Origin of the sequence: Streptomyces sp. NPDC000229 (assembly GCF_040300825.1) — a bacterium.
GTDB lineage: Bacteria > Actinomycetota > Actinomycetes > Streptomycetales > Streptomycetaceae > Streptomyces.
Genome location: NZ_JBEPEL010000008.1, coordinates 74,303 through 95,916, shown reverse-complemented (window position 1 = coordinate 95,916; position 21,614 = coordinate 74,303). Strand labels below are relative to the sequence as shown.

Below are 21,614 nucleotides of genomic sequence, written 5' to 3'. Positions count from 1 at the left end.
GCGGGCGCTGTGCGTGGTGCCCGGGACAACAGACAGAAATCTGTGCCTTGGGAAGATCTGGGCACTTCAGGGTGTTTTTGCCCGTATATGGGAGGCGGCATGACAGAGACGGCGAGCGGCCCGGCACGAGGGTCCCGTACCAAGGGATCCAAGGTGAGCAAGGGTCTGCGCATCGAGCGCATCCACACCACCCCCGGCGTGCATCCGTACGACGAGGTCGTGTGGGAGCGTCGTGACGTCGTCATGACCAACTGGCGCGACGGCTCGGTCAATTTCGAGCAGCGCGGCGTCGAGTTCCCCGACTTCTGGTCGGTGAACGCGGTCAACATCGTCACCAGCAAGTACTTCCGCGGGGCCGTCGGCACCCCGCAGCGCGAGACCGGTCTCAAGCAGCTGATCGACCGGATCGTGAAGACCTACCGCAAGGCCGGCGAGGAGTACAACTACTTCGCCTCGCCCGCCGACGCCGAGATCTTCGAGCACGAACTGGCCTACGCCCTCCTGCACCAGATCTTCAGCTTCAACTCGCCGGTGTGGTTCAACGTCGGCACGCCGCAGCCCCAGCAGGTCTCCGCCTGCTTCATCCTGTCCGTCGACGACTCCATGGAGTCGATCCTCGACTGGTACAAGGAAGAGGGCATGATCTTCAAGGGCGGCTCCGGCGCCGGCCTGAACCTCTCCCGCATCCGCTCCTCCAAGGAGCTCCTCTCCTCCGGCGGCAACGCCTCCGGTCCCGTCTCCTTCATGCGTGGCGCCGACGCCTCCGCCGGAACGATCAAGTCCGGTGGCGCCACCCGCCGCGCCGCCAAGATGGTCATCCTCGATGTCGACCACCCCGACATCGAGGACTTCATCCAGACCAAGGTCAAGGAAGAGGAGAAGATCCGCGCCCTGCGCGACGCGGGCTTCGACATGGACCTGGGCGGCGACGACATCACGTCCGTCCAGTACCAGAACGCCAACAACTCCGTCCGGGTGAACGACGAGTTCATGAAGGCCGTGGAGGCTGGCGAGAAGTTCGGCCTGCGTGCCCGGATGACCGGCGAGGTCATCGAGGAGGTCGACGCCAAGGCGCTCTTCCGCAAGATGGCCGAGGCCGCCTGGGCCTGCGCCGACCCCGGCATCCAGTACGACGACACGATCAACCACTGGCACACGTGCCCGGAGTCCGGCCGCATCAACGGCTCGAACCCGTGCAGCGAGTACATGCACCTGGACAACACCTCGTGCAACCTCGCCTCGCTGAACCTGATGAAGTTCCTGAAGGACGACGGCAAGGGCAACCAGTCCTTCGAGTCCGAGCGCTTCGCCAAGGTCGTCGAGCTCGTCATCACCGCGATGGACATCTCCATCTGCTTCGCGGACTTCCCGACCCAGAAGATCGGCGAGAACACCCGCGCCTTCCGCCAGCTGGGCATCGGCTACGCCAACCTCGGTGCCCTGCTGATGGCCACGGGCCACGCGTACGACTCCGACGGCGGCCGCGCGCTGGCCGGTTCCATCACGTCGCTGATGACGGCCACCTCCTACCGCCGCTCCGCCGAGCTGGCCGCGGTCGTCGGCCCGTACGACGGCTACGCCCTCAACGCCGAGCCGCACAAGCGCGTCATGAAGCAGCACGCCGACGCCAACGCCAAGGCCGTCCGCATGGACGACCTGGACACCCCGGTCTGGGCCGCCGCCACGGAGGCCTGGCAGGACGTGCTCCGCCTCGGCGAGAAGAACGGCTTCCGCAACTCCCAGGCGTCCGTCATCGCCCCGACCGGCACCATCGGTCTGGCCATGTCCTGCGACACCACCGGCCTGGAGCCCGACCTCGCCCTGGTCAAGTTCAAGAAGCTGGTCGGCGGCGGCTCGATGCAGATCGTCAACGGCACCGTGCCGCAGGCGCTGCGCCGCCTGGGCTACCAGGAGGAGCAGATCGAGGCGATCGTCGCCCACATCGCCGAGCACGGCAATGTGATCGACGCCCCCGGCCTCAAGCAGGAGCACTACGAGGTCTTCGACTGCGCCATGGGCGAGCGTTCCATCTCCGCGATGGGCCACGTCCGCATGATGGCCGCCATCCAGCCGTGGATCTCGGGCGCCCTCTCGAAGACGGTCAACCTCCCCGAGACGGCCACCGTCGAGGACGTCGAGGAGGTCTACTTCGAGGCGTGGAAGATGGGCGTCAAGGCGCTCGCGATCTACCGCGACAACTGCAAGGTCGGCCAGCCCCTCTCCGCCAAGAAGAAGGAGCAGGAGAAGGCCGAGGTCACCGAGAAGGCCGAGGAGACCATCCGCGCGGCGGTCGAGAAGGTCGTCGAGTACCGTCCCGTCCGCAAGCGCCTCCCCAAGGGCCGTCCCGGCATCACCACCTCCTTCACGGTGGGCGGCGCCGAGGGCTACATGACCGCCAACTCCTACCCGGACGACGGTCTCGGCGAGGTCTTCCTGAAGATGTCGAAGCAGGGCTCCACGCTCGCGGGCATGATGGACGCCTTCTCCATCGCCGTCTCGGTCGGTCTCCAGTACGGCGTGCCCCTGGAGACGTACGTCTCGAAGTTCACCAACATGCGCTTCGAGCCGGCCGGCATGACGGACGACCCGGACGTGCGGATGGCGCAGTCGATCGTCGACTACATCTTCCGCCGCCTGGCGCTGGACTTCCTGCCCTTCGAGACCCGCTCGGCGCTCGGCATCCACTCGGCCGAGGAGCGCCAGCGCCACCTGGAGACCGGTTCGTACGAGCCGGCCGACGACGAGATGGACGTCGAGGGCCTCGCACAGTCCGCGCCGCGCCAGCAGGAGGCCCCGAAGGCCGTCGCCGCCACCCCGGCCAAGGCGGAGGTGCCCGCCCCCAAGCAGGCGCACACCTCGGCGGAGCTCGTCGAGATGCAGCTGGGCATCAGCGCGGACGCGCCGCTGTGCTTCTCCTGCGGTACGAAGATGCAGCGGGCCGGTTCCTGCTACATCTGCGAGGGCTGCGGCTCGACCAGCGGCTGCAGCTGATCCGCGGGCGCTGACTGACTGATCAGAACGGGAGAGCCGGAGGTTCCGGCTCTCCCGTTCTGCTGTTCTGCCGCTCTCCCGTTCTGTGTGGTGCGCGGGCGTGCCACGCGTGCCGGGACGGCGTGTTTCCGGGTCGCTCCGCGTGTGTGCGGGGCTCAGGGCTGCTGGGCGCCCATCACCTCGGTGAAGGCCTGCGGGTCGGCGTCGAACCCCCGGACGGCACGCCGCCAGCCCCATCCCCCGGTGCCGTCGCGGAGGAACTCCACGATGGTCACGGCGGTGGCGTCCTGGAGGCCGGCGAAGTCGTAACGGTCCAGCTCCCGGTACCCCTCCTTCACGAGGACCAGGGCACTGGTGATGTCGGAGAAGGTCGCGCGCCCGCCGCCCTGCTGTATGGCGACGCCCACGACCACGCGCGCGTACTCCGGTGCGAGGCGGTTCAGTTCCAGCGTCATGGCCTCGTCGAAGCCGAAGCCCTGCCCGGTGCGGCTCTCCCTCTGGAGGTTGATGGTCCCGTCCGGCGAACGGCTGCCGAAGTGCACCAGATACACGGGGGCACCATGGGGATCGTCGGCTCGGTAGACCGCGGCGATGATGTCGAGATCATGGTCGGGGACTCCCGCGGGGCTCGGATCCCACTTGAGTGTCACCTCGACCTTGTCGACCCCCTTGTTGGCACTGCTCACGGGATTCCCCTCTCTCGTACGGGCATGGCCAACTGCCCGTGACCCAAAGCTCCGTGCCCATGGTGTCACGCACTCAGTGGGGGATCCGGCGCGGCGGACGCTGCCGGGGGACCTCGTCCCGGAAAGCCTCGATACGGCTGCTGACCTGACGGATGAGGTGGGTGTCCTCGATCCGGTCCAGGTACAGACAGCGCCGGGCCACGCCCTCCAGCTCGAAGGCGAAGTAGATCGCCATGAGGGGGTTGATGAACAGTTCACTGCCACGGGTACGGGACGTGAACCGCACATCCCCGAAAGAGCCTTCGACAGCGGCCGCTATGGAACCGTTGACGATGCTCGGGAAGTCGGGCGTACGGCTCTGCGCGTGCGCGACCGCGTCCACGAAAAGTGCACCCTCACGTGTCGCACGCGGAACGGAGAAGGCACCCAGATAGGCGCCGTCCTTCTCCAGGGCGGCGATGTTCTCCAGGACCAGGCCATGGCTGACGCCGTGGTACGCGTCGACTCCGAAACCGATAGAGGCGATGAGACGCTCGGGCACCTCCAGGCCGGCGAGGGCGGCCACGCTGGTCAGGTCCTCCTCCGGAGTGCCGAGCCCCGACTCGTCGCCCCGCATCAGGATGTCGGTACCGCCGTCGACCAGGACGACGGCGTCGATGTCGTAGTGCTCGATCAGCGCCTTGTACGCGGCGCGCAGAGGCTGGACCCCGACGCGGGGAAAGGCGTGGACGGTGCTGGGGAAGCCGTGCAGCGCCAGCCACTCGGCGAGGGTGCGCTCGGGGAAGTACGTCTGGTGCGGCGCCGATTCCGGAGTGACGACGGCGACGTCGGGCGCCAGCCAGGAGGTGAGGGGGAGGCCCTCGACGGAGCTGAAGGCCAGGTTGGCGAGGTGCACCTCCTTGCCCTGGTGGCGCAGTGACAGCGCCAGCGGGAGCCCCGCGTAGATGTCGAAGCCGCCGCCGGCGCCCGCGACGAGGACGCGTTCGGCGGATTCGAGGCGTGCGAAGAGCGGGTTCATGTGCAGCGCGGTCATCCGGCCATTGTGCCGTGGGCGTTCGCACCGCCTCCGGACGTGTGTGCCACGGTCGGTGGCCGATGGGGTGCGGTGTGCGAGACCGGGACCGGTGGGAGGCCCGGCGCCGTACGATGGCGCGGTGCTGGTCAAGTGGATTCGCTGCACCGTGGTGGACCGTCGTGGGTTCGAGCGGGGACAGCGGAAGTGGGCGGGGCTGCTGGGTGAGCCGGGTTTTCGGGGGCAGGGTGGCGGCTGGAGCCGGATCCGACCCGGTGTCGCCCATGTCTTCGCCTTCTGGGAGAGCCGGCCCTTCTACGACTCGTTCATGGCACGCTCGCACGACCGGCTGGCGGCCGCGCAGTCGGGCACGTACAAGGACATGCAGGTCAAGCTGTTCGACCACCGCTTCGATGTGAAGACGGGGTTCGAGCCCCGCTTCACCGACGCCGATGTCGTCCGCGTCGCGCACAGCAGGATCCACGAGGAGCGGGTCGAGCACTACGCGCTGATGCAGGAGAAGGTCTGGAACCCGGCGATGGCCGGGTCGCCGGGGATGCTGCGCGGGCTCTTCGGGGAAGCGCCGGGGAACGAGTTCCTCGTCCTGTCGATGTGGCGGTCGGCGGCCGAGTACGGCAAGTACCGCAGGGAGCGCGTGGAGCGGCTGGCACTGCGTGCCCAGATCGAGGCGGACGTGGCGGCGCTCACGGGGGACGTGGTGGACCTGGAGGCGGCGTGGACGGTGTGAGGCGGGGAGCGGCGGGGGCGGGAGGCGCGGCGAGGCGGGGCCGGGCGGGGAGAGGGTGCGGGGTACGGGGCGAGGCGTGGCGGGTACGCCGGATGGAGTCCGGACACCAGGCCGGGTGAGCCCGGCCGCAAGGGCCGATCTAGGGTCGTGGCATGGCACGACCGCGGCGCATCGTTCTCGTACGGCACGGCGAATCGGAGGGCAACGCCGATGACACCGTGTACGAACGCGAGCCCGATCACGCGCTCGGGCTCACCGACCGGGGGCGGCGGCAGGCCGAGGAGACGGGCCGGCGGCTGCGGGCACTGTTCGGGGACGAGCGGGTGAGCGTCTACATATCGCCGTACCGCCGTACGCACGAGACGTTCCAGCTGCTCGGGCTGGACCCGGCGCTGGTACGGGTCCGGGAGGAGCCGCGGCTGCGTGAGCAGGACTGGGGAAACTGGCAGGACCGGGACGACGTCCGGCTCCAGAAGGCGTACCGCGACGCGTACGGCCACTTCTTCTACCGGTTCGCGCAGGGTGAGTCGGGGGCCGACGTGTACGACCGGGTGGGAGCGTTCCTGGAGAGCCTCCACCGCAGCTTCGAGGCGCCCGACCACCCGCCGAACGTCCTGCTGGTCACGCACGGCCTCACCATGCGGCTGTTCTGCATGCGCTGGTTCCACTGGACGGTCGCGGACTTCGAGTCGCTGTCCAACCCGCGCAACGGTGAGACCCGGATGCTGCTGCTCGGTGAGAACGGGCGGTACACACTGGACCGGCCGTTCGAGCGCTGGCGAACCCCCGAGTCGTACGGCACCACCGGATAGAGTGGCAGTGCGATGACCGCTGATTCCTCTTCCGCCCGGCGCTTCGAACGCGCCCTGGCCAGCCTGCGCGGGCTGTCCGTGGGAGACGCCCTGGGCTCCCAGTATTTCGTACCCGACAACTATCCACTGCTGAAGCGGCGCGAGCTGCCGCCCGGCTCCTGGCAGTGGACCGACGACACCGAGATGGCCTGCTCCGTGCTGGCCGTCCTCGCCGAGCACGGCCGTATCGACCAGGACGCGCTCGCCCGCTCGTTCGCCGAGCACCACGACTTCGACCGGGGTTACGGGCCCGCCGTCAACCGGATGCTCCGGTTGATCCGTGAGGGCGGCGACTGGCGGGAACTGGCCGCCGGCCTGTTCAAGGGGCAGGGCTCCTGGGGCAACGGCGCGGCCATGCGCATCGCCCCGCTGGGTGCCTGGTACGCGGACGATCCGGAGCAGGCCACACATCAGGCGGAGATCTCCTCCTACACCACCCACCAGCACCGGGAAGCCGTCGTGGGGTGCATGGCGGTCGCGGCCGCCGCCGCCCTCGCGGCCGACCCGGCGGGGCCGCCGAAGCCCGAGGAACTGCTGGACGGCGTCGTCGCGCTCGTGCCGCGAAGCGCGGTGGGCGCGGGCCTCCGCCGGGCCCGGGACATGCTCGACTACGGCGACGCGGCGACGGTCGCGGCGGTGCTCGGCAGCGGTCGGCGTACGAGCGCACACGACACCGTGCCGTTCGCGCTCTGGTCGGCCGCCCGTTCGCTGGGCGACTTCGAGCGGGCGTTCTGGACCACCGCGCAGGTGGGCGGGGACGTCGACACGACGTGTGCCATCGCCGGGGGAGTGGTGGCCGCCACGGCCGCCGGGGCCCCGCCGGCCGAGTGGCTGGACCGCACGGAGACGTTGCCCGACTGGCTCCCCGTGGGACCGGTCGGCGTCTGACGGAAGAAGTGTCACGGTCCTGCCACAGGGTGGAGGCAGAACGGGATCCGGCCCGCCCCCGGGCTACCCTTTCGGCCACGCCGCCGCCTTGATCATGACAAGTGCGCGCTGACCAGACGCCGGGACCGTAACGACACTGCCTTTCGAGGTACGCGGGCCCCGGCCGGGAGGGGGTCCCGTGCCAGACACACCGTCCGTATCGCCGACACCACCGCCGCAGCCCCCACGGGACGAGGGCGGCCCAGCCGCCTCGCAGCCCCCGCCCCCTGTCGACCGGGCCGACCCCCCTCCGCCCGGCCCGGCTCCCGGCGACGCGCTCGGCACAGCGTCGGGTGATGCCGCCGGTCCGGCTTCCGGCACTGGGCCGGGCGATGCCGCCGGTCCGGCCTCCGGGCCTCTGCCGGGTGATACTGCCGGTTCGGCCTCCGGGTCTCCGCGGGGCGGCGCCGCTCTCGGTGCCGCTTCCGGCACCCAGCGGGGTGAGGCTTCCGGTGCCCAGCCGGGCGTGGCTTCCGGCGCCCAGCCCGGTGGCGCCCCCGGCACTCCATCCGCTGCCGCCCCCGGTGCCGCCGCCGACGTGGCCCGCGCACGTGCGGGGGCCGGGCCCTGGGCGCAGGGCATGGGGCAGCCGGGGTATCGGCTTGCCCCGCCGCCGGCCGAGACGTGGCTGACCCGCATACGCCCGCGCCCGCCCGCCCCGATACCGGCGGCCGCCCTCTGGTCGGCGTTGGCCACCGCTCTCCTCAGCGCGCTCCTGCTCGGCGACGGGCTGGGCCTGAACCTGCTGATCGTCGCCGTACCGGCCACCCTCACCGCCTACTTCGCCGCCGTGGCGGCAGGGCGCCGCATCCGCCCCTGGACCCTGGTCTGGGGCGTGGGCGCCCTCGCCCTGCTGGTGGTGCCCGCCCTGCGGGACGCGGGCTGGCCGACCTTCCTCGCCGTCGTCTCCGCCGTGGGCGTCGCGTCGCTCGCCCTGCACGGCAGCCGCAGCTGGCGCGGCATTCTCTTCAGCCCCTTCGGCCTCTTCGACGCGATCGGCCCGGGCCTCGTCTGGGCATGGCGCGGACTGCGCGAGCGGGCCGGTGGTGCCCAGGGCCGGGTGGGCCCGGTGTTGCGTACGACCGGCGTGGCCCTGGGCCTGCTGGTCGTGTTCGGCGCGCTGTTCGCGGGCGCCGACGCCGCCTTCGCCGACCTGCTCGGCTCGCTCGCGCCGGACGTGTCGGTCACCGACGGGCCCTGGCGCTTCCTGCTGTTCGTTATCGGCCTGGTCGGCGCGCTGGCCGCCGCCCGCACGGCCGCGGCGCCACTGCGGTGGGACCGCCTCAAGGCACGCCCGGGCCGCCCTCGGGCCCGTGTGGAATGGGCGCTCCCGCTCATCCTGCTCAACCTGCTCTTCGCGGTCTTCAACGCCGTCCAGCTCACCGTGCTCTTCGGCGGGTACGAGAAGGTGCTGAGCCAGACCGGCCTCACCTACGCCGAGTACGCGCGCCAGGGTTTCTGGCAGCTCCTCTGGGCCACCCTGCTCACGCTCGCCGTGATCGCCCTGGCCCTCCGCTGGGCACCTCGTGACGGCGCCCGCGATCGCACCCTGGTCCGGTCCGTCCTGGGCACCCTCTGCCTGCTGACCCTGGTGGTGGTGGCGTCCGCGCTGCGCCGGATGGATCTGTACGTGGACGCCTACGGGCTCACCCGGCTGAGGGTCTCCGTGGCCGCCATGGAACTGTGGCTCGGCCTCGTACTCGTACTGATCATGGCGGCCGGACTGATCGGCGCGCGCCGGCTGCACCTTCCGCGCGCCGTCGCGGTGAGCGCGGCGGCCGGCGTCCTCACCTTCGGGCTGCTGTCGCCGGACGGCCTCGTCGCCGAGCGGAACGTACAGCGCTACGAGGAGACCGGGAAGATCGACATCGGCTATCTGGACGGCCTGTCGGCCGATGCCGTACCCGCTCTCGACCGGCTCCCCGAGCCCCTGCGTTCCTGCGCCCTCGTGCACATCGCGAGGAACCTGGATGCCGACGAGAAGCCCTGGTACGCGGTGAGCCGGGGCGAGACCCGTGCTCAGGCCATCCTCGAAGAGCGCGGTGTCCCGGTCACGGGCTACTCCTGCGCGCCGCGGCGCGACGAGTACGAGGACGCATTCGACGAGTACGACTACTAGACGGCCGGTGGCGGCGCACGGCGCCCCGAGGCCGGGGACTGGGTCCAGGGGCGGGGAGTTCGCAGGCGGCGGCACACTGCTCCTCCTGCTGCCTCCGCCCCTCGCCGTACCGCGCGACGCCCGAGACGGCAGCCGGCGTCAGTGTCACGGCGCTCAAGGCCCTTCCACGATGATGGTCACCAACTCTCCCTCACGCGTGCTCGTTTGGTCGCGACGGCGGAAGACGTCATGGCCGGGGCCCGGACCGGTGAGGCCGCCCTCTGCCTCCGGATGCGTGACGCCATGTACTCCGAGCCCCGTTTGACACTCCGCTCGGTGCTTCGCGAATGCGACTGAATGGCGGCCCAGCGGTTTCGCGGGCTGATCCTCAAGGGGGTGATCGATCCCTTCGCTCGCCTCGTCCACGAGGAGCTCGTGCGCCGGGAAGGGTCGCATGTCCGGGAATCGAGCAGAGTGACGCCCGGGCCGATGTGAGCGGCGGCCTGGTTGTCGCTGTGGTGCGGGGCGTGATGGCGTATCGGTCGGTGATGTGCGGAAGCGAATAGGGCGGCGCTGGTCTTGCGGACCTGGCCGATCGGTTCATGATTCCGCTCCTGCGGTCGGCGACCGGGTGAGGGCGGCGGCAGGGCGTCGGCCTCCCTGACCCGGATCGCAATCCGGGTATCGCGGGCGGGGTCGGGCGGCGTAACCTGTCTGGCGCCATGCCGTACGAACCACCCACCCACACCGTCGAGCGCTCGATCAGAGCGACCACCGGCGCCAAGATCATCGCCGGAGTCGACGAGGTCGGACGCGGGGCGTGGGCCGGTCCCGTCACGGTCTGTGCCGCTGTCACCGGACTGCGCCGGCCACCCGCCGGACTGACCGATTCCAAGCTCATCAGCCCCAAGCGCCGTGCCGAACTGGCGGAGGAGCTGGAGAAGTGGGTCACCTCGCACGCCCTCGGGCATGCCTCTCCGGAGGAGATCGACGAGCTCGGGATGACAGCGGCGCTGCGGCTGGCCGCCATCCGCGCCCTGGACGCCCTCCCGGTGCGCCCTGACGCGGTGATCCTGGACGGCAAGCACGACTACCTGGGGCGGCCCTGGCAGGTCCGTACGGTGATCAAGGGCGACCAGTCCTGTGTCGCGGTCGCCGCCGCGTCGGTGATCGCCAAGGTGCGGCGGGACGCGATGATGGCCGAACTGGCGGCGGAGTCCGCCCAGTGCGCCGTCTTCGGGTTCGGGGCCAACGCCGGATACCCGTCGCCGGTGCACAAAGCTGCGCTCCGGGAATGGGGCCCCACGCCGCACCACAGGCTGAGTTGGTCGTATCTCGACGCGCTGCCCCAGTGGCGGCACCTCAAGAAGATCCGCATCTCCGCGGAGGCGGCCGAACTCGAAAGCGGGGGCCAACTCGGCTTCGATTTCTGAACGCCCGGCAGCGTCCCGCCCAACAGCAGGCCGCATCGAAGCATCGCGTGCGAGGGTCATCTGTACGCGATGCGTGTATGCGCCACCCGCCGGTGTCACTCGCACCGGCGTTTGATAGACATCCAGTTATGCCTCTCATCCCCGAGGAGCCTCAGATTCACGAGAGTGCCCAGGGTCCCCGCGCCACTCCGGCCGCCGGCCGCCCCGCGCCGACCCCCCGACCCGTACCCGGTCCGCGTTCCGCGGCCTCGCCGCGTCCCGGCCGCCCCGGCCCCGGCCCGGCCCGGCCCACGTCTCCGGCGTCGCCGCGTCAGCACACCGGTGCGGCGCAGCCCCCGACGTCCCGGCCGGAGAATCGTTCCGCGTCACGGCCCCCGTCCGATTCCCCACCGCAGATCCAGCTGATCCCCGCTCCCACGGACGGCGCGCTCGATGCTGCCGAAGAGGCGGTCGACCTGCTGCTCGAGACCGGCCGGGCGCCGGGCGACATCCTGGTCCTGACCACCGGTGACCAGCACCCGTGGGCGACCCACGAGCTGTCCTTCGGTGACGCGTCCTACTGGGCCCAGCACGACGCCCGCGACGACGTCTTCTTCGCGGACGCGGCTGCCGTGGAGCGCGCCTCGGCCCGGCCCGTGGTGGTCGTGGCGGTCAACGGCGGCGGCGATGACGCGGCTGCCCGCGCCCTCCCGGCGGCGATGGGCCGGGCGACCGCGCTGCTGATCGTCTGCGGTGACCCGCAGCGGATCAACTCGGTGCTCGGCGCCGGCGTCTGAGTCGTACGCGTACGCGCCGTTCCAGGGGCCCACGCCTGGCACCGTGTCCCGCCCGGGGCGCTGGTCGCCAGGGCCACTGGGGTTGTGCCGACGGACGTGCCCCGGAAGGGCGGTGCGGCGGCGTGCCGTGGCCGGAGCGGCCATGGTGGGCCGACCGGTCACGCGTGGCCGGCACGCCCCCGGTAGGTTGTCATGCGGGCGGTCGTGGCCACCGGCCTTGGTGCGCCTGCCGTGTGTCCGGCCGTGGTGACCGGTCGCGGTGACCGGTTGTGTGCCCGGCCTTCGTGCCCGGGCGTGTGACCGGCCGTGGTACCCGGTCGCGGGGCGGGTGGCGTGGCCACCGGCCGTGGCGACCGGCCGCCGTGGTGCGCCGGTCACCGGGGCGGGCGGTTCCTCGGTTCGGTCGGTGGGCGGTTCGGTCGGTGGGCGGTTCATCGGTACGGGCGGTCAGTGGCGCGCCCCGCGCGCCCGGTGCGATCAGCGGGCCGCCGTGCGGCGCAAGGGCTCTGCGGCGCCGCTCGCGGTGCGCGGGGCGGGGAGTATCTCGTCGGCCGAGGCGTCCGCCAGATCACCGGCCGGCGAGGCCGAGTGCGGGCGCCGGCCGCCCCGGCCCTCACCCAGTACCTGCCAGCCGCCGCGGGTCAGCGTGATGTACGCGCCGCACCGCAGCCCGTGCAGCGTGCAGGCATCCCGGAGCCCCCACATCCACGCGCCGTCCTCCTCCGTCCACCGCTCGTCGCCGTCGCGGCAGTACAGCAGGACGGCGGTCCGCACCGGGGTACGGCGCCGCAGGTCGTGCGGGATGACCCTGCGGAGGTGCGCGAGCAGGGCGTTGCGGAACTCCCAGCCGTCCGCGGGCACTGCGCGGCGGGCGAACGAGGCGCTGGCGGTCAGCCGTTCCTCGTGGTCGAGGACGGCGACCACAGCGGTGGCGGGCGTCGGATGGTGGCGGGCGTGCAGGCCGCTGACGACCTCGCGCGGATTGCGCAGCAGCGGGATACCGGCCGCCGCCCACTCGGCGGGTTCGAGTATCCGGGCGAGGCGGCTGGCGGAGTCGGCGGGCGTGCTGATCGAGGTGGCTGCGGACGAAGCGAATCCGAAGGTCACGGTCCTCCCTTCGCATACGCGCCCACAGAGCGGGCAGGGTCGAGTGAGGGACGCACCGGCACAGCCCTTCTGGACCGCGAACAGACCGTGCGGGGAGCGGATTCCAATTCTTGCTGGCGGAACGGGCAAGCGGCAACGAGCAATTGGGGCTGCTGCCTGGAATGGGTTGGTATGGCACTCATATCCTTCCCCGTCGACCCGAGTATGACGCGTCCCGTCATCCTTGAACGGCGAGGACCAGCGGAAACACCCCCTCCGCGCCGGCCCGGCGCAGGAGCCGTGCCGCCACGGCGAGCGTCCAGCCACTGTCCGAGAGGTCGTCGACGAGCAGAACCGGCCCGCCGGCCGACGCCAACTCCTGGGCCAGCGCGGGCGGCACGGTCAGCGCCCGGTGCAGTCCCAGTACCCGCTGCGCGCTGTTGGTCCGTGAGATCCGGGTGCCCGCCGCCTCCGGTGCGTAATCCACGGAACCGAGCAGCGGCATCCTGCCCACTTCGGCGATCCGGCGGCCCAGCGAGCCCACCAGGTGCGGCCTGCTGTGCGAGGCGACCGTCACCACCCCCACCGGCCGCGGCGGCGCGTCCGGCCCACCGGACGCCCAACCGCCTTGCGCCTTCGCCCAGTCGGCCAGCACCCGCACGACCGCGTCCACCACGTCGTCCGGTACGGGCCCGTCCGCCGCCCCCGGCGCCAGCATCGGACGCAGCCGGTTGCCCCAGCCGATGTCGGAGAGCCGCCCGAGTGCCCGCCCAGGGAAGGCCTGCTCACCGGCGGGGATACGGCCCTTGAGGTCGACCCCGGCCGCGGGCAGCCCGGTCGGCCACATCTTGCGCGGTTCGACCTCCACACCGGGCCGCCCCAGCTCTCCGCGCGCTGCGTCCAGCGCCGCCGCCGACACCTTGGCGTCGAACCGGGGCCCCGAGCAGTTGTCGCAGCGACCGCACGGAGCCGCCTCCTCGTCGTCCAGCTGCCGCCGCAGGAACTCCATCCGGCACCCCGTCGCCGACGCGTAGTCACGCATCGCCTGCTGCTCCGCCTCCCGCTGCCGCGCCACCCACGCGTACCGTTCCGAGTCGTACGACCAGGGCTGCCCCGTGGCGGTCCAGCCGCCCTTCACCCGGCGCACCGCACCGTCCACGTCGAGGACCTTGAGCATCGTCTCCAGGCGGGTGCGGCGCAGCTCCACCAGTGGCTCCAGGGCCGGCAGGGACAGCGGCCGGTCGGCGTGCGCCAGCACATCGAGGGTCCGGCGCACCTGCTCCTCGGGCGGGAAGGCCACCGAGGCGAAGTACTGCCAGATCGCCTCGTCCTCCTTGCCGGGCAGCAGCAGCACCTCCGCGTGTTCCACTCCGCGGCCCGCCCGGCCCACCTGCTGGTAGTACGCGATGGGGGAGGAGGGCGAACCGAGGTGCACGACGAAACCGAGATCGGGCTTGTCGAACCCCATGCCGAGCGCAGAGGTGGCCACCAGCGCCTTCACCCGGTTGGCCAGCAGGTCCTCCTCGGCCTGCTGGCGGTCCGCGTTCTCCGTGCGGCCGGTGTACGAGGCCACGGTGTGGCCGCACTGGCGCAAGTAGGCTGTCACCTCCTCGGCGGCGGCGACCGTGAGCGTGTAGATGATCCCCGAGCCGGGCAGCTCCCCGAGGTGGTCGGCCAGCCAGGCCAGGCGGTGTGCCGCGTCCGGCAGCCGCAGCACCCCCAGGCTCAGGCTCTCCCGGTCCAGCGGGCCGCGCAGGACGAGCGCGTCCGTGCCCGCTCCGGTGCCCAGCTGCTCGGCGACGTCCGCCGTCACCCGTGCGTTGGCCGTGGCGGTGGTGGCCAGGACCGGAACGCCGGGCGGCAGTTCGGCGAGCATGGTGCGCAGCCGCCGGTAGTCGGGCCGGAAGTCGTGGCCCCAGTCGGAGATGCAGTGCGCCTCGTCCACCACCAGCAGCCCCGTGGCGGCGGCGAGCCGCGGCAGCACCTGGTCGCGGAAGTCCGGGTTGTTGAGCCGTTCGGGACTGACGAGCAGCACATCGACCTCCCCCTCGGCCACCTCCCGCTGGATCGTCTCCCACTCCTCGGTATTCGAGGAATTGATCGTCCGGGCGCGGATGCCGGCCCGCGCCGCCGCCTCCACCTGGTTGCGCATGAGCGCGAGCAGCGGCGAGACGATCACGGTCGGGCCGCTGCCCCGCTCGCGCAGCAGCGAGGTCGCGACGAAGTACACGGCCGACTTGCCCCAGCCGGTTCGCTGCACGACGAGCGCTCGCCGCTTGTCGGCGACCAGCGCCTCGATCGCACGCCACTGGTCCTCCCGCAGCCGTGCGGCGCCGCTGCCGTCCCCGACGAGACGGGCGAGCACGGCATCGGCGGCTGCGCGGAGAGTGCTGGATCCTGCGTTGCTCGTGTGCTCCATGCCCCCATGCAACAGCACGGGTCTGACAACCGGCGAATGACGAACCGACGGGCGGGCCATCCGGCAGCCGACGGCGATACGACACGTCGCGCCGCGCGCGCATACCAGCCGGGCGCTCCGTGCGCGAGCGAGCCGTCGGCCCTGTGGACAGCGACGTTCCACGCTGGTCCGCGGTTATCCACAGGGGTCGACGCCCGACGCCGTTCGCGGGACCGTCGTGGCCATGAACAAGCACCACGACACCACCGGACCCACCGACGACCAGCAGCAGATCACCCTGCGCGGCCCCGCCGAACTGGCCGACGCCCTGCCGTACATGATGGGTTATCACCCGACCGACTCGATCGTGATGGTCGCCCTCCACGGCGACCGGGGCCGCTTCGGCGGCCGGCTCAGGCTCGGCATCCCACGCTCCCCGCGGGAGTGGCCGCCCGTCGCCGAGCAGCTCGCCGAGTGCCTCGTCGAAGGATGCGAGCGGCGCGGCTCACGACCCGACGGCATCGTCGTCTTCGTCTGCCAGGACCCGGCCGACGGCGAGACCGGCCGCCAGGTCATGGAGCGCCTGCGTCCGCTCGCCCAGCGCCTGCGCACCGCCTGCGGCACCCTCGACGTGCCGGTGTACGAAGCGCTCTGCATTTCCGACGGCCGCTTCTGGTCCTACTGCTGCCCCGACACCCGCTGCTGCCCTCCCGAGGGCAATCCCCTGGCCCTGCCGGGTACGTCGGTGATGGCGGCCGCCGCCGCGTACGCCGGCATCCAGGTGCGCGGTTCACTGCGGGACATGGAGGAGCGGCTGCGGCCGTGGCCGTACGAGGCGGCCGGGTCGGCCGAGCAGTTGCAGGCGCTCGATTCCACCGGCGCGGCCCTGGTGCCCAGGATCCTCGACGGGGAAGGCCGCGAGGCGGTGCGCACGGAGACGGTCCGGCTGGCGGAGAAGCTCATGCGGCGCCTCGCGGACGGCCCACGGATCAAGGACGTGTCGGCGGCCGACGCCCAGGACGACGCGCTGATCGGCCACGAGGAGGCCGCCGCGGTCATCCTGGGGCTTCAGGACCGGGAGACCCGGGACCGGGCGGCGGAGTGGATGGAGGGAGAGGAGGCGGCCCCTGCTCTGCGCCTCTGGCGGGCATTGTCCCGCCGTTGTGTGGGGGCCTACGTCGAGCACTCGGCAGCGCCGCTGACGCTTGCCGGCTGGGTCGCCTGGTCGACCGGTGACGAGCCCGGTGCACGGGTGGCGCTGGGGCTCGCACTGGACGTCGACCCGGAGTACGTCTTCGCCAGGCTCCTGCACCAGGCCTGCAACGAGGGCCTCGACCCCGAGTCGCTGCGACGGTGCCTCCGCGAGGAGCGAGAGGCGCGGACCCGTGCCGAGGCGCGGGCCGTGTCGGGTGCGCGGTCACGACGCGGTGCGCGGGCGGGGTCGGGCTCGGGGTCGGGCATGCGCACGGTGCGCCGCCGCACGAGGCGCCGGCCGGCGCGGCTCCACGGCGCCGAGAAGGGCGCCTCGGCCCCGCCCGCCGGTGCGGCCTGGCCGGACGCGGCCGCGGCCCGCGCCCGTACCCGCGCGGCCCGTCGCGGCGGAGGGCGCGGAACCCGGAGTGGGCGATGACGGCCGTGACCAGGACCCCGCCGGCACCGTTCCCCTGGGTGGCGGAGTCGTCCGACCCGTGCCGTCGTAACTCCAGCGGCTGTCCGGAGCGCACAGAAGGCTCAGCACACCACCCATGGACCCCACCGTCCCGTCCCGGCCCCCCGCCCCGCCGTTCCGCCGACCGCCGGCCACCGGACCGGCACCCCCGGGACCGGTGTGCCCAGGGGACCTGCCGCCCGTGCACGACGCCCTCGTCTGCGTGGCCCTGCCCTCCTTCGCCGTCTCCCCCCAGCACGGGCAGCTCACCGGCCAGGGCCTCGAAGGTGTCTACCACTCGGGCCGCCGGGTCCTTTCCCGCTCCCACCTGCGCGTGGCCGGCCGGGACCCGGTCACGGTGCAGGGCCGGCTCCTCTCCGCCGACCGAGCCCGGTTCGTCGCGGTGGTGCGTACCACCGCCGGACCCGGGCCCGATCCGGGCGTCGGCGTGGAGCGGGTCAGATGTGCGGACGGCACCGAGCGGATCACCTTCCGCAGCTCGGTGGGCCGCACCCTCCGGCTCCCCGTCGAGATCGCCCTCGGCACCGACCTGGCGGACCTGGGTGCCGTCGCGTCCGGTCGGCCCTCCGCCGAACTGCGCGCCGCGGTCCACGACTCGGGCCTGCGCTGGTCGGCGCCCGACGGCGGCCACGCGACCGTCACCGCCGACCCGCCTCCCGAGGACACCCTGGCCTCCGCCGGGCTGCTGCGCTGGGAGCTGGAGCTCCGTCCCGGCACTGCCCGCACCATCGCCCTCGACGTGCGGGTCATCGTCCCAGGCGCCACCAGGCCCGTGGGCCGGACGGGCGGCCACAGCCTCCTCGCCGACGCCCGCGCCGAGGGCGACGATCCGCGCGTGGAGCGATTCCTCCGGGTGGGCCTCGATGATCTGCGGGCGCTCCTGGTACGCGACCCGGCACACCCGGCCGACCTCCATCCCGCAGCGGGCGTGCCGTGGCGCTGCGGTCCGGCTCCCGCGGAGGCGCTGTGGGCCGCCCGTATGGCCCTCCCGCTCGGCACCCGGCTCGCCGTCACCACGCTGCGCACCGTCGCCCGCACCCAGCTCTCCGGCCCGGGCCCCGGTGCCGGACGGATCCCCGGACCGCTCCGCGACACCGGACCCCACCTGCCGCCCAGCTGCACCGGTACCGAGGCGACCCTCGCCTTCCCCACCGTGCTGGCCGAAGCCCGGCACTGGGGCCTGCCGGAGCAGGACCTCGCGGCGCTGCTCCCGGCCGCCGAGCGATGCCTCCACTGGCTGCGCACAGCCGCCGACGACAGCGGCCTGCTGCGCGAACCCGGCCCCGCCGGACTCCAGCGGGCCGAGACCCAGGCCCATGCCCATCGGGCCGCCCTCCTCGGCGCCGACCTCCTGGAGGCATGCGGACGTCCCGGCGCGGACTACTGGCGTGACTGGGCCCACGCCCTGCGCCACTGCTTCCAGGACGCGTTCTGGCTCGACGACCCGACCGGCGGCCGCCCCGCCGCCGCGCGTACACCCGCGGGCCGCCCACTGCCCCATCTGGGAGGCGGGGCGGCGCATCTCCTCGACACCGGGTTGCTCGGCTGTGGCCGGTTCGCCGACGGCCTGCTCGACAAGGTGCAGACCGAGCAGCTGGCCCGGCTCCTCGGGAGCCCCGCCCTGGACACCGGCTGGGGCCTGCGGAGCCTCGGCGCCAAGGAGCCGGCTCACAACCCCTTCGGACACCGCTCCGGGGCGGTGCGGGTGCATGAGACGGCCGTCGCCGTCGCGGGCCTGGCCACCGCGGGGTACGAGAGGGAGGCGACCTCACTGCTGCGCGGTCTGCTCGACGCGGCCGAGGCGTTCGCGTACCGGCTGCCCGAGATGTTCGCCGGCGGCCAGCGCACGACCGACAGCGCGCCCGTCCCGCATCCCGCCGCGTGCCGCCCCTCGGCGGTGGCCTCGGCCGCCGGTATCCACCTGCTCACGACCGTGGCCGGGATCCGCCCCGACGTACCGGCGCACACGGTCGCCCTTCACCCGATGCGCGGTGCCCCGCTGGGAGCGCTCCGGCTGTCCGGCCTGTGCGTCGCGGGCGAGCCCTTCGCCGTACGGGTCAGCAGGCTGGGACTGGGCATGGTCGAGGAGGCCGCTCCCGGCCTTCAGCTGGGAGTGTGACCCGGGGCGCGCCATACGCGCGGAGGGCGGCCCCCGGCCCGGCACCGGGGAGGAAGAAGTGAGGGCCGGGGCGGCCGGGGGAGGTGTTTATCGTCAGGAAGACGACTATGATCGCCGCATGTCGCCCTACGACCCGTCGGCCTTCCCGCCCTTCGCCGTGACCGTCGACCTGGTGGTGCTCACGGTTCGCCGCCACGCCCTGTGCGCACTGGTCGTACGCCGTGGGGAGCCGCCGTTCCAGGGGCGCTGGGCACTGCCGGGCGGGTTCGTGCGGCCCGACGAGGACCTGGGCGCGGCAGCGGCACGGGAGCTCGCCGAGGAGACGGGCCTGTGCGCCCACGACCCGGGCACCCCGCTCCCCGAAGCCGGCAACGGCGCCCACCTGGAGCAGCTGGCCACCTACGGAGACCCTGAGCGGGACCCGCGTATGCGGGTCGTCAGCGTCGCCCATCTGGTGCTCGCGCCCGACCTGCCCGCGCCGCGCGCGGGCGGCGACGCCAACAGCGCCCGCTGGGCACCCGTCGACGAGCTGCTCAACCAGGAGGGCGGTTCCGGCCGCGAGGACGAGCAGCCCGCGTCCCTCGCCTTCGACCACGCGCGGATCCTGGCCGACGGAGTGGAGCGCGCCCGTTCCAAGATCGAGTACTCGTCGCTGGCCACGGCCTTCTGCCCGCCCGAGTTCACCGTCGGCGAGCTGCGCCGGGTCTACGAGGCGGTGTGGGGGGTCGCCCTCGACCCGCGCAACTTCCATCGCAAGGTGACGGGTACGCCAGGGTTCCTGGTGCCCTCGGGCGGGACCACGACGCGTCAGGGAGGCAGGCCGGCCCAGCTCTTCAGAGCCGGAGGCGCGACCCTGCTCAACCCGCCGATGCTGCGCCCCGAGGTCTGACACCCCCGGCGGCCCCGCTCAACCCTGCGCCAAAAGTCCGAAATGTCGCGTTATCTTGCTGCGGTACCCGCCCTGCCGCCGAGCGGTTTCCTCTACCGCGGGAGAAGCGATGCTCCAGGCAATCGGACTGACCAGCACCCCCCGCCGAGACCGTCCGCCCGCCGTGGACGATCTGACCTTCGAGGCCCGGCCCGGCAGTGTCACCGCACTGCTCGGCGCCACCGGTTCGGGCAAGACCACCGCGCTGCGCATGATGCTCGAACTCGAACCCGGCCGCGGGATCACCTACTTCCGCGGCCGCCCCCTCCACCGCATCGCCCACCCCGCCCGCGAGGTCGGCGTACTCCTCGGTGATGTGCCCGGTCACCCCGCGCGCACCTGTCGCGGCCAGCTGCGCATGCTCTGCGCCGCCGCGGGCGTACCGGCCTCCCGGGCCGACGACATGCTCGGCATCGTCGGCCTCACCGGTCTGCAGGACCAGCGCCTCGGCACCCTTTCCCTCGGCATGGAACGCCGACTCGGCCTCGCCGCCGCCCTGTTGGGCGACCCGCACACCCTCCTGCTCGACGAGCCGGCCGCCGGACTGTCGCCCCGTGAGAACAACTGGCTGTTCAGCCTGATGCGCGCCCACGCCGCTCACGGCGGCACCGTGCTCTACACCACCGACGACCCCAAGGAAGCGGCCCGCACGGCGGACCACGTCGTCACCATCGACGAAGGGAGGCTCGTCGCCGACCAGGACGCGGCCGCCTTCGCGCGCACCAGGCTGCGGCCCCGTGTCGCCGTCCGCACCCCCCACGCCGCCCGTCTCGCCGCCCTCGTCAGCCGGGAGGCGCGCGCCGCGCAGCGCTCCGTCGAAGTGGTCACCGAGGACGGCAACCGGCTGTGCGTGTACGGCAGCGACTGCGCCGAGATCGGTGAAACCGCCTTCCGGCACGGCGTCCTCCTCCACCAACTCGCGGACGAGGTCGGCGACACCGGTCCGGCCCCGGACCCGGCCGTAACGCCCACCCCCGGACCCGACCCGGCGTCCCGACCCGGGGCCGAAGCCCCGCGTCCGCTCTCGCCCCCACTCGTGCCCAGACCCGTACGCAGCCCCCTCCGCCCTCTGCGGTACGAGCTGTGCCGTCTGCTCGGCGTGCCCACCACCCACATGATCGTCGCCGCCGTCCTCGTCGCATCCGCCGTCCTCGCCGCCTTCCTCGCCCGCTCCGGCGGCACCCCCCTGCCCGCGGTCCTGGCGTCCTGGCCCGGTTTCCTCCCGCTGCCGCCCGCCGCCCTGGGCGCCGGTCTGCTGGGCGCGCTGTCGTTCGGCGATGAGTACCGCCACCCCGTCCTCTCCTGCGGCCGGGGCGCCGTTCCCCGCCGCCTCGGCCTGCTCCTCGCCAAGCTCGCCGTCACCGCCGTCACCGCCGTACTGCTCGCCCTCCTCGTCGCGGCCGCCGACCTCGGAGCGCTCCGCCTCCTCTACGGAAACGACGCGATCCCGGTACCGGGAAACTGGGCTGCGCTCTGTATCGGCTGGGCAGGCCTCTCCGTCGGCTGCGCGTGGGCCGGGCTCCTGGCGGCCGGGGTCTTCCGGGCCACCGCCGCGGGGGTCGCCGCCGTGCTCGCCGTGCCGGTCGTCATCGCCCCGCTCGTACAGAAGGCGCTCGCCGGCCCGTCCGTGCGCTCGATCGCGGGGCTACCCGCCCGGCTGCGCGAACTGGCCTGGATGCAGTGGCCGTACGAGATCGATCGCTGGCTCCTGGCGGCGGCGCGGGGGCTCGCCCAACCGGTCGGCACGGCGCTGGTGTTGTCGGTGACAGCACTTACGTGCGCTTATCTGTTCACCGGACTGCGCCGTAGAGCCCGTTGGTAGCCGTCGTTGGCCCACCGGCGGGCTGTTGGTGACCGAGCGGTGACCACGGCGCTTCAAACGGTCACAACTC

The 21,614-nt window shown here is 72.6% G+C and carries 15 protein-coding genes; 11 read left to right on the top strand and 4 right to left on the bottom strand.

All coding sequences use genetic code 11. The features are described 5' to 3' along the window. Positions 1–99: 99 nt before the first annotated feature. Positions 100–2,991, top strand: a complete 2,892-nt coding sequence (locus ABT360_RS07310) for a vitamin B12-dependent ribonucleotide reductase (protein WP_351812075.1) — start codon at positions 100–102, stop codon at positions 2,989–2,991. Positions 2,992–3,146: 155 nt separating this feature from the next. On the opposite strand, the gene ABT360_RS07305 is transcribed toward ABT360_RS07310, so the two are convergent. After that, positions 3,147–3,677: a TerD family protein gene (locus ABT360_RS07305; protein ID WP_351812072.1), complete on the bottom strand. Its 531-nt coding sequence runs from the start codon at positions 3,675–3,677 to the stop codon at positions 3,147–3,149. A 73-nt stretch (positions 3,678–3,750) separates the two neighbouring features. Beyond that, entirely contained in the window at positions 3,751–4,710 is a 960-nt protein-coding gene (locus tag ABT360_RS07300) for a DUF1152 domain-containing protein (protein ID WP_351812070.1), read from the bottom strand. 121 nt (positions 4,711–4,831) lie between these two features. Between ABT360_RS07300 and ABT360_RS07295 the strand changes: the two genes are divergently transcribed. From ABT360_RS07295 to ABT360_RS07270, 6 genes are all read left to right on the top strand, one after another. Continuing rightward, on the top strand, positions 4,832–5,437 hold the full coding sequence (locus ABT360_RS07295) for a YdbC family protein (protein WP_351812067.1): 606 nt from the start codon (positions 4,832–4,834) through the stop codon (positions 5,435–5,437). 152 nt (positions 5,438–5,589) lie between these two features. Continuing rightward, positions 5,590–6,249 (top strand): histidine phosphatase family protein, encoded by a 660-nt coding sequence (locus ABT360_RS07290; RefSeq protein WP_351812064.1) that lies wholly within the window; start codon positions 5,590–5,592, stop codon positions 6,247–6,249. 12 nt (positions 6,250–6,261) lie between these two features. Further along, positions 6,262–7,176 carry an ADP-ribosylglycohydrolase family protein gene (locus ABT360_RS07285; protein ID WP_351812061.1) on the top strand — a complete coding sequence of 305 codons (915 nt, stop codon included), beginning with the start codon at positions 6,262–6,264 and terminating at the stop codon, positions 7,174–7,176. Positions 7,177–7,753: 577 nt separating this feature from the next. Then, on the top strand, positions 7,754–9,334 hold the full coding sequence (locus ABT360_RS07280; RefSeq protein WP_444852191.1) for a DUF4153 domain-containing protein: 1,581 nt from the start codon (positions 7,754–7,756) through the stop codon (positions 9,332–9,334). Positions 9,335–10,035: 701 nt separating this feature from the next. Then, the gene (locus ABT360_RS07275; RefSeq protein ID WP_351812059.1) at positions 10,036–10,746 is read left to right on the top strand and encodes a ribonuclease HII; all 711 of its coding nucleotides are present in this window, start codon (positions 10,036–10,038) and stop codon (positions 10,744–10,746) included. Between the two features lie 128 nt (positions 10,747–10,874). Further along, the gene (locus ABT360_RS07270; RefSeq protein WP_351812056.1) at positions 10,875–11,522 is read left to right on the top strand and encodes a hypothetical protein; all 648 of its coding nucleotides are present in this window, start codon (positions 10,875–10,877) and stop codon (positions 11,520–11,522) included. 477 nt (positions 11,523–11,999) lie between these two features. Here the strand turns inward: ABT360_RS07270 and ABT360_RS07265 are convergent, their stop codons facing one another. Both ABT360_RS07265 and ABT360_RS07260 read right to left on the bottom strand, forming a co-directional pair. Next, a complete protein-coding gene (locus tag ABT360_RS07265) occupies positions 12,000–12,629 on the bottom strand; it encodes a hypothetical protein (RefSeq protein WP_351812053.1) in 630 nt (209 codons plus the stop codon). A gap of 217 nt (positions 12,630–12,846) precedes the next feature. Next, positions 12,847–15,027, bottom strand: coding sequence for a RecQ family ATP-dependent DNA helicase (locus tag ABT360_RS07260; protein ID WP_351812050.1), 2,181 nt, complete (start codon positions 15,025–15,027; stop codon positions 12,847–12,849). A 223-nt stretch (positions 15,028–15,250) separates the two neighbouring features. Between ABT360_RS07260 and ABT360_RS07255 the strand changes: the two genes are divergently transcribed. From ABT360_RS07255 to ABT360_RS07240, 4 genes are all read left to right on the top strand, one after another. Continuing rightward, a complete protein-coding gene (locus ABT360_RS07255) occupies positions 15,251–16,636 on the top strand; it encodes a DUF4192 domain-containing protein (protein WP_351812047.1) in 1,386 nt (461 codons plus the stop codon). 115 nt (positions 16,637–16,751) lie between these two features. Beyond that, a complete protein-coding gene (locus ABT360_RS07250) occupies positions 16,752–18,794 on the top strand; it encodes a glycogen debranching N-terminal domain-containing protein (protein ID WP_351812044.1) in 2,043 nt (680 codons plus the stop codon). Between the two features lie 118 nt (positions 18,795–18,912). Beyond that, a complete protein-coding gene (locus ABT360_RS07245; protein ID WP_351812041.1) occupies positions 18,913–19,683 on the top strand; it encodes an NUDIX hydrolase in 771 nt (256 codons plus the stop codon). 109 nt (positions 19,684–19,792) lie between these two features. Then, a complete protein-coding gene (locus ABT360_RS07240; protein ID WP_351812038.1) occupies positions 19,793–21,544 on the top strand; it encodes an ABC transporter ATP-binding protein in 1,752 nt (583 codons plus the stop codon). The last annotated feature ends 70 nt before the right edge of the window (positions 21,545–21,614 follow it).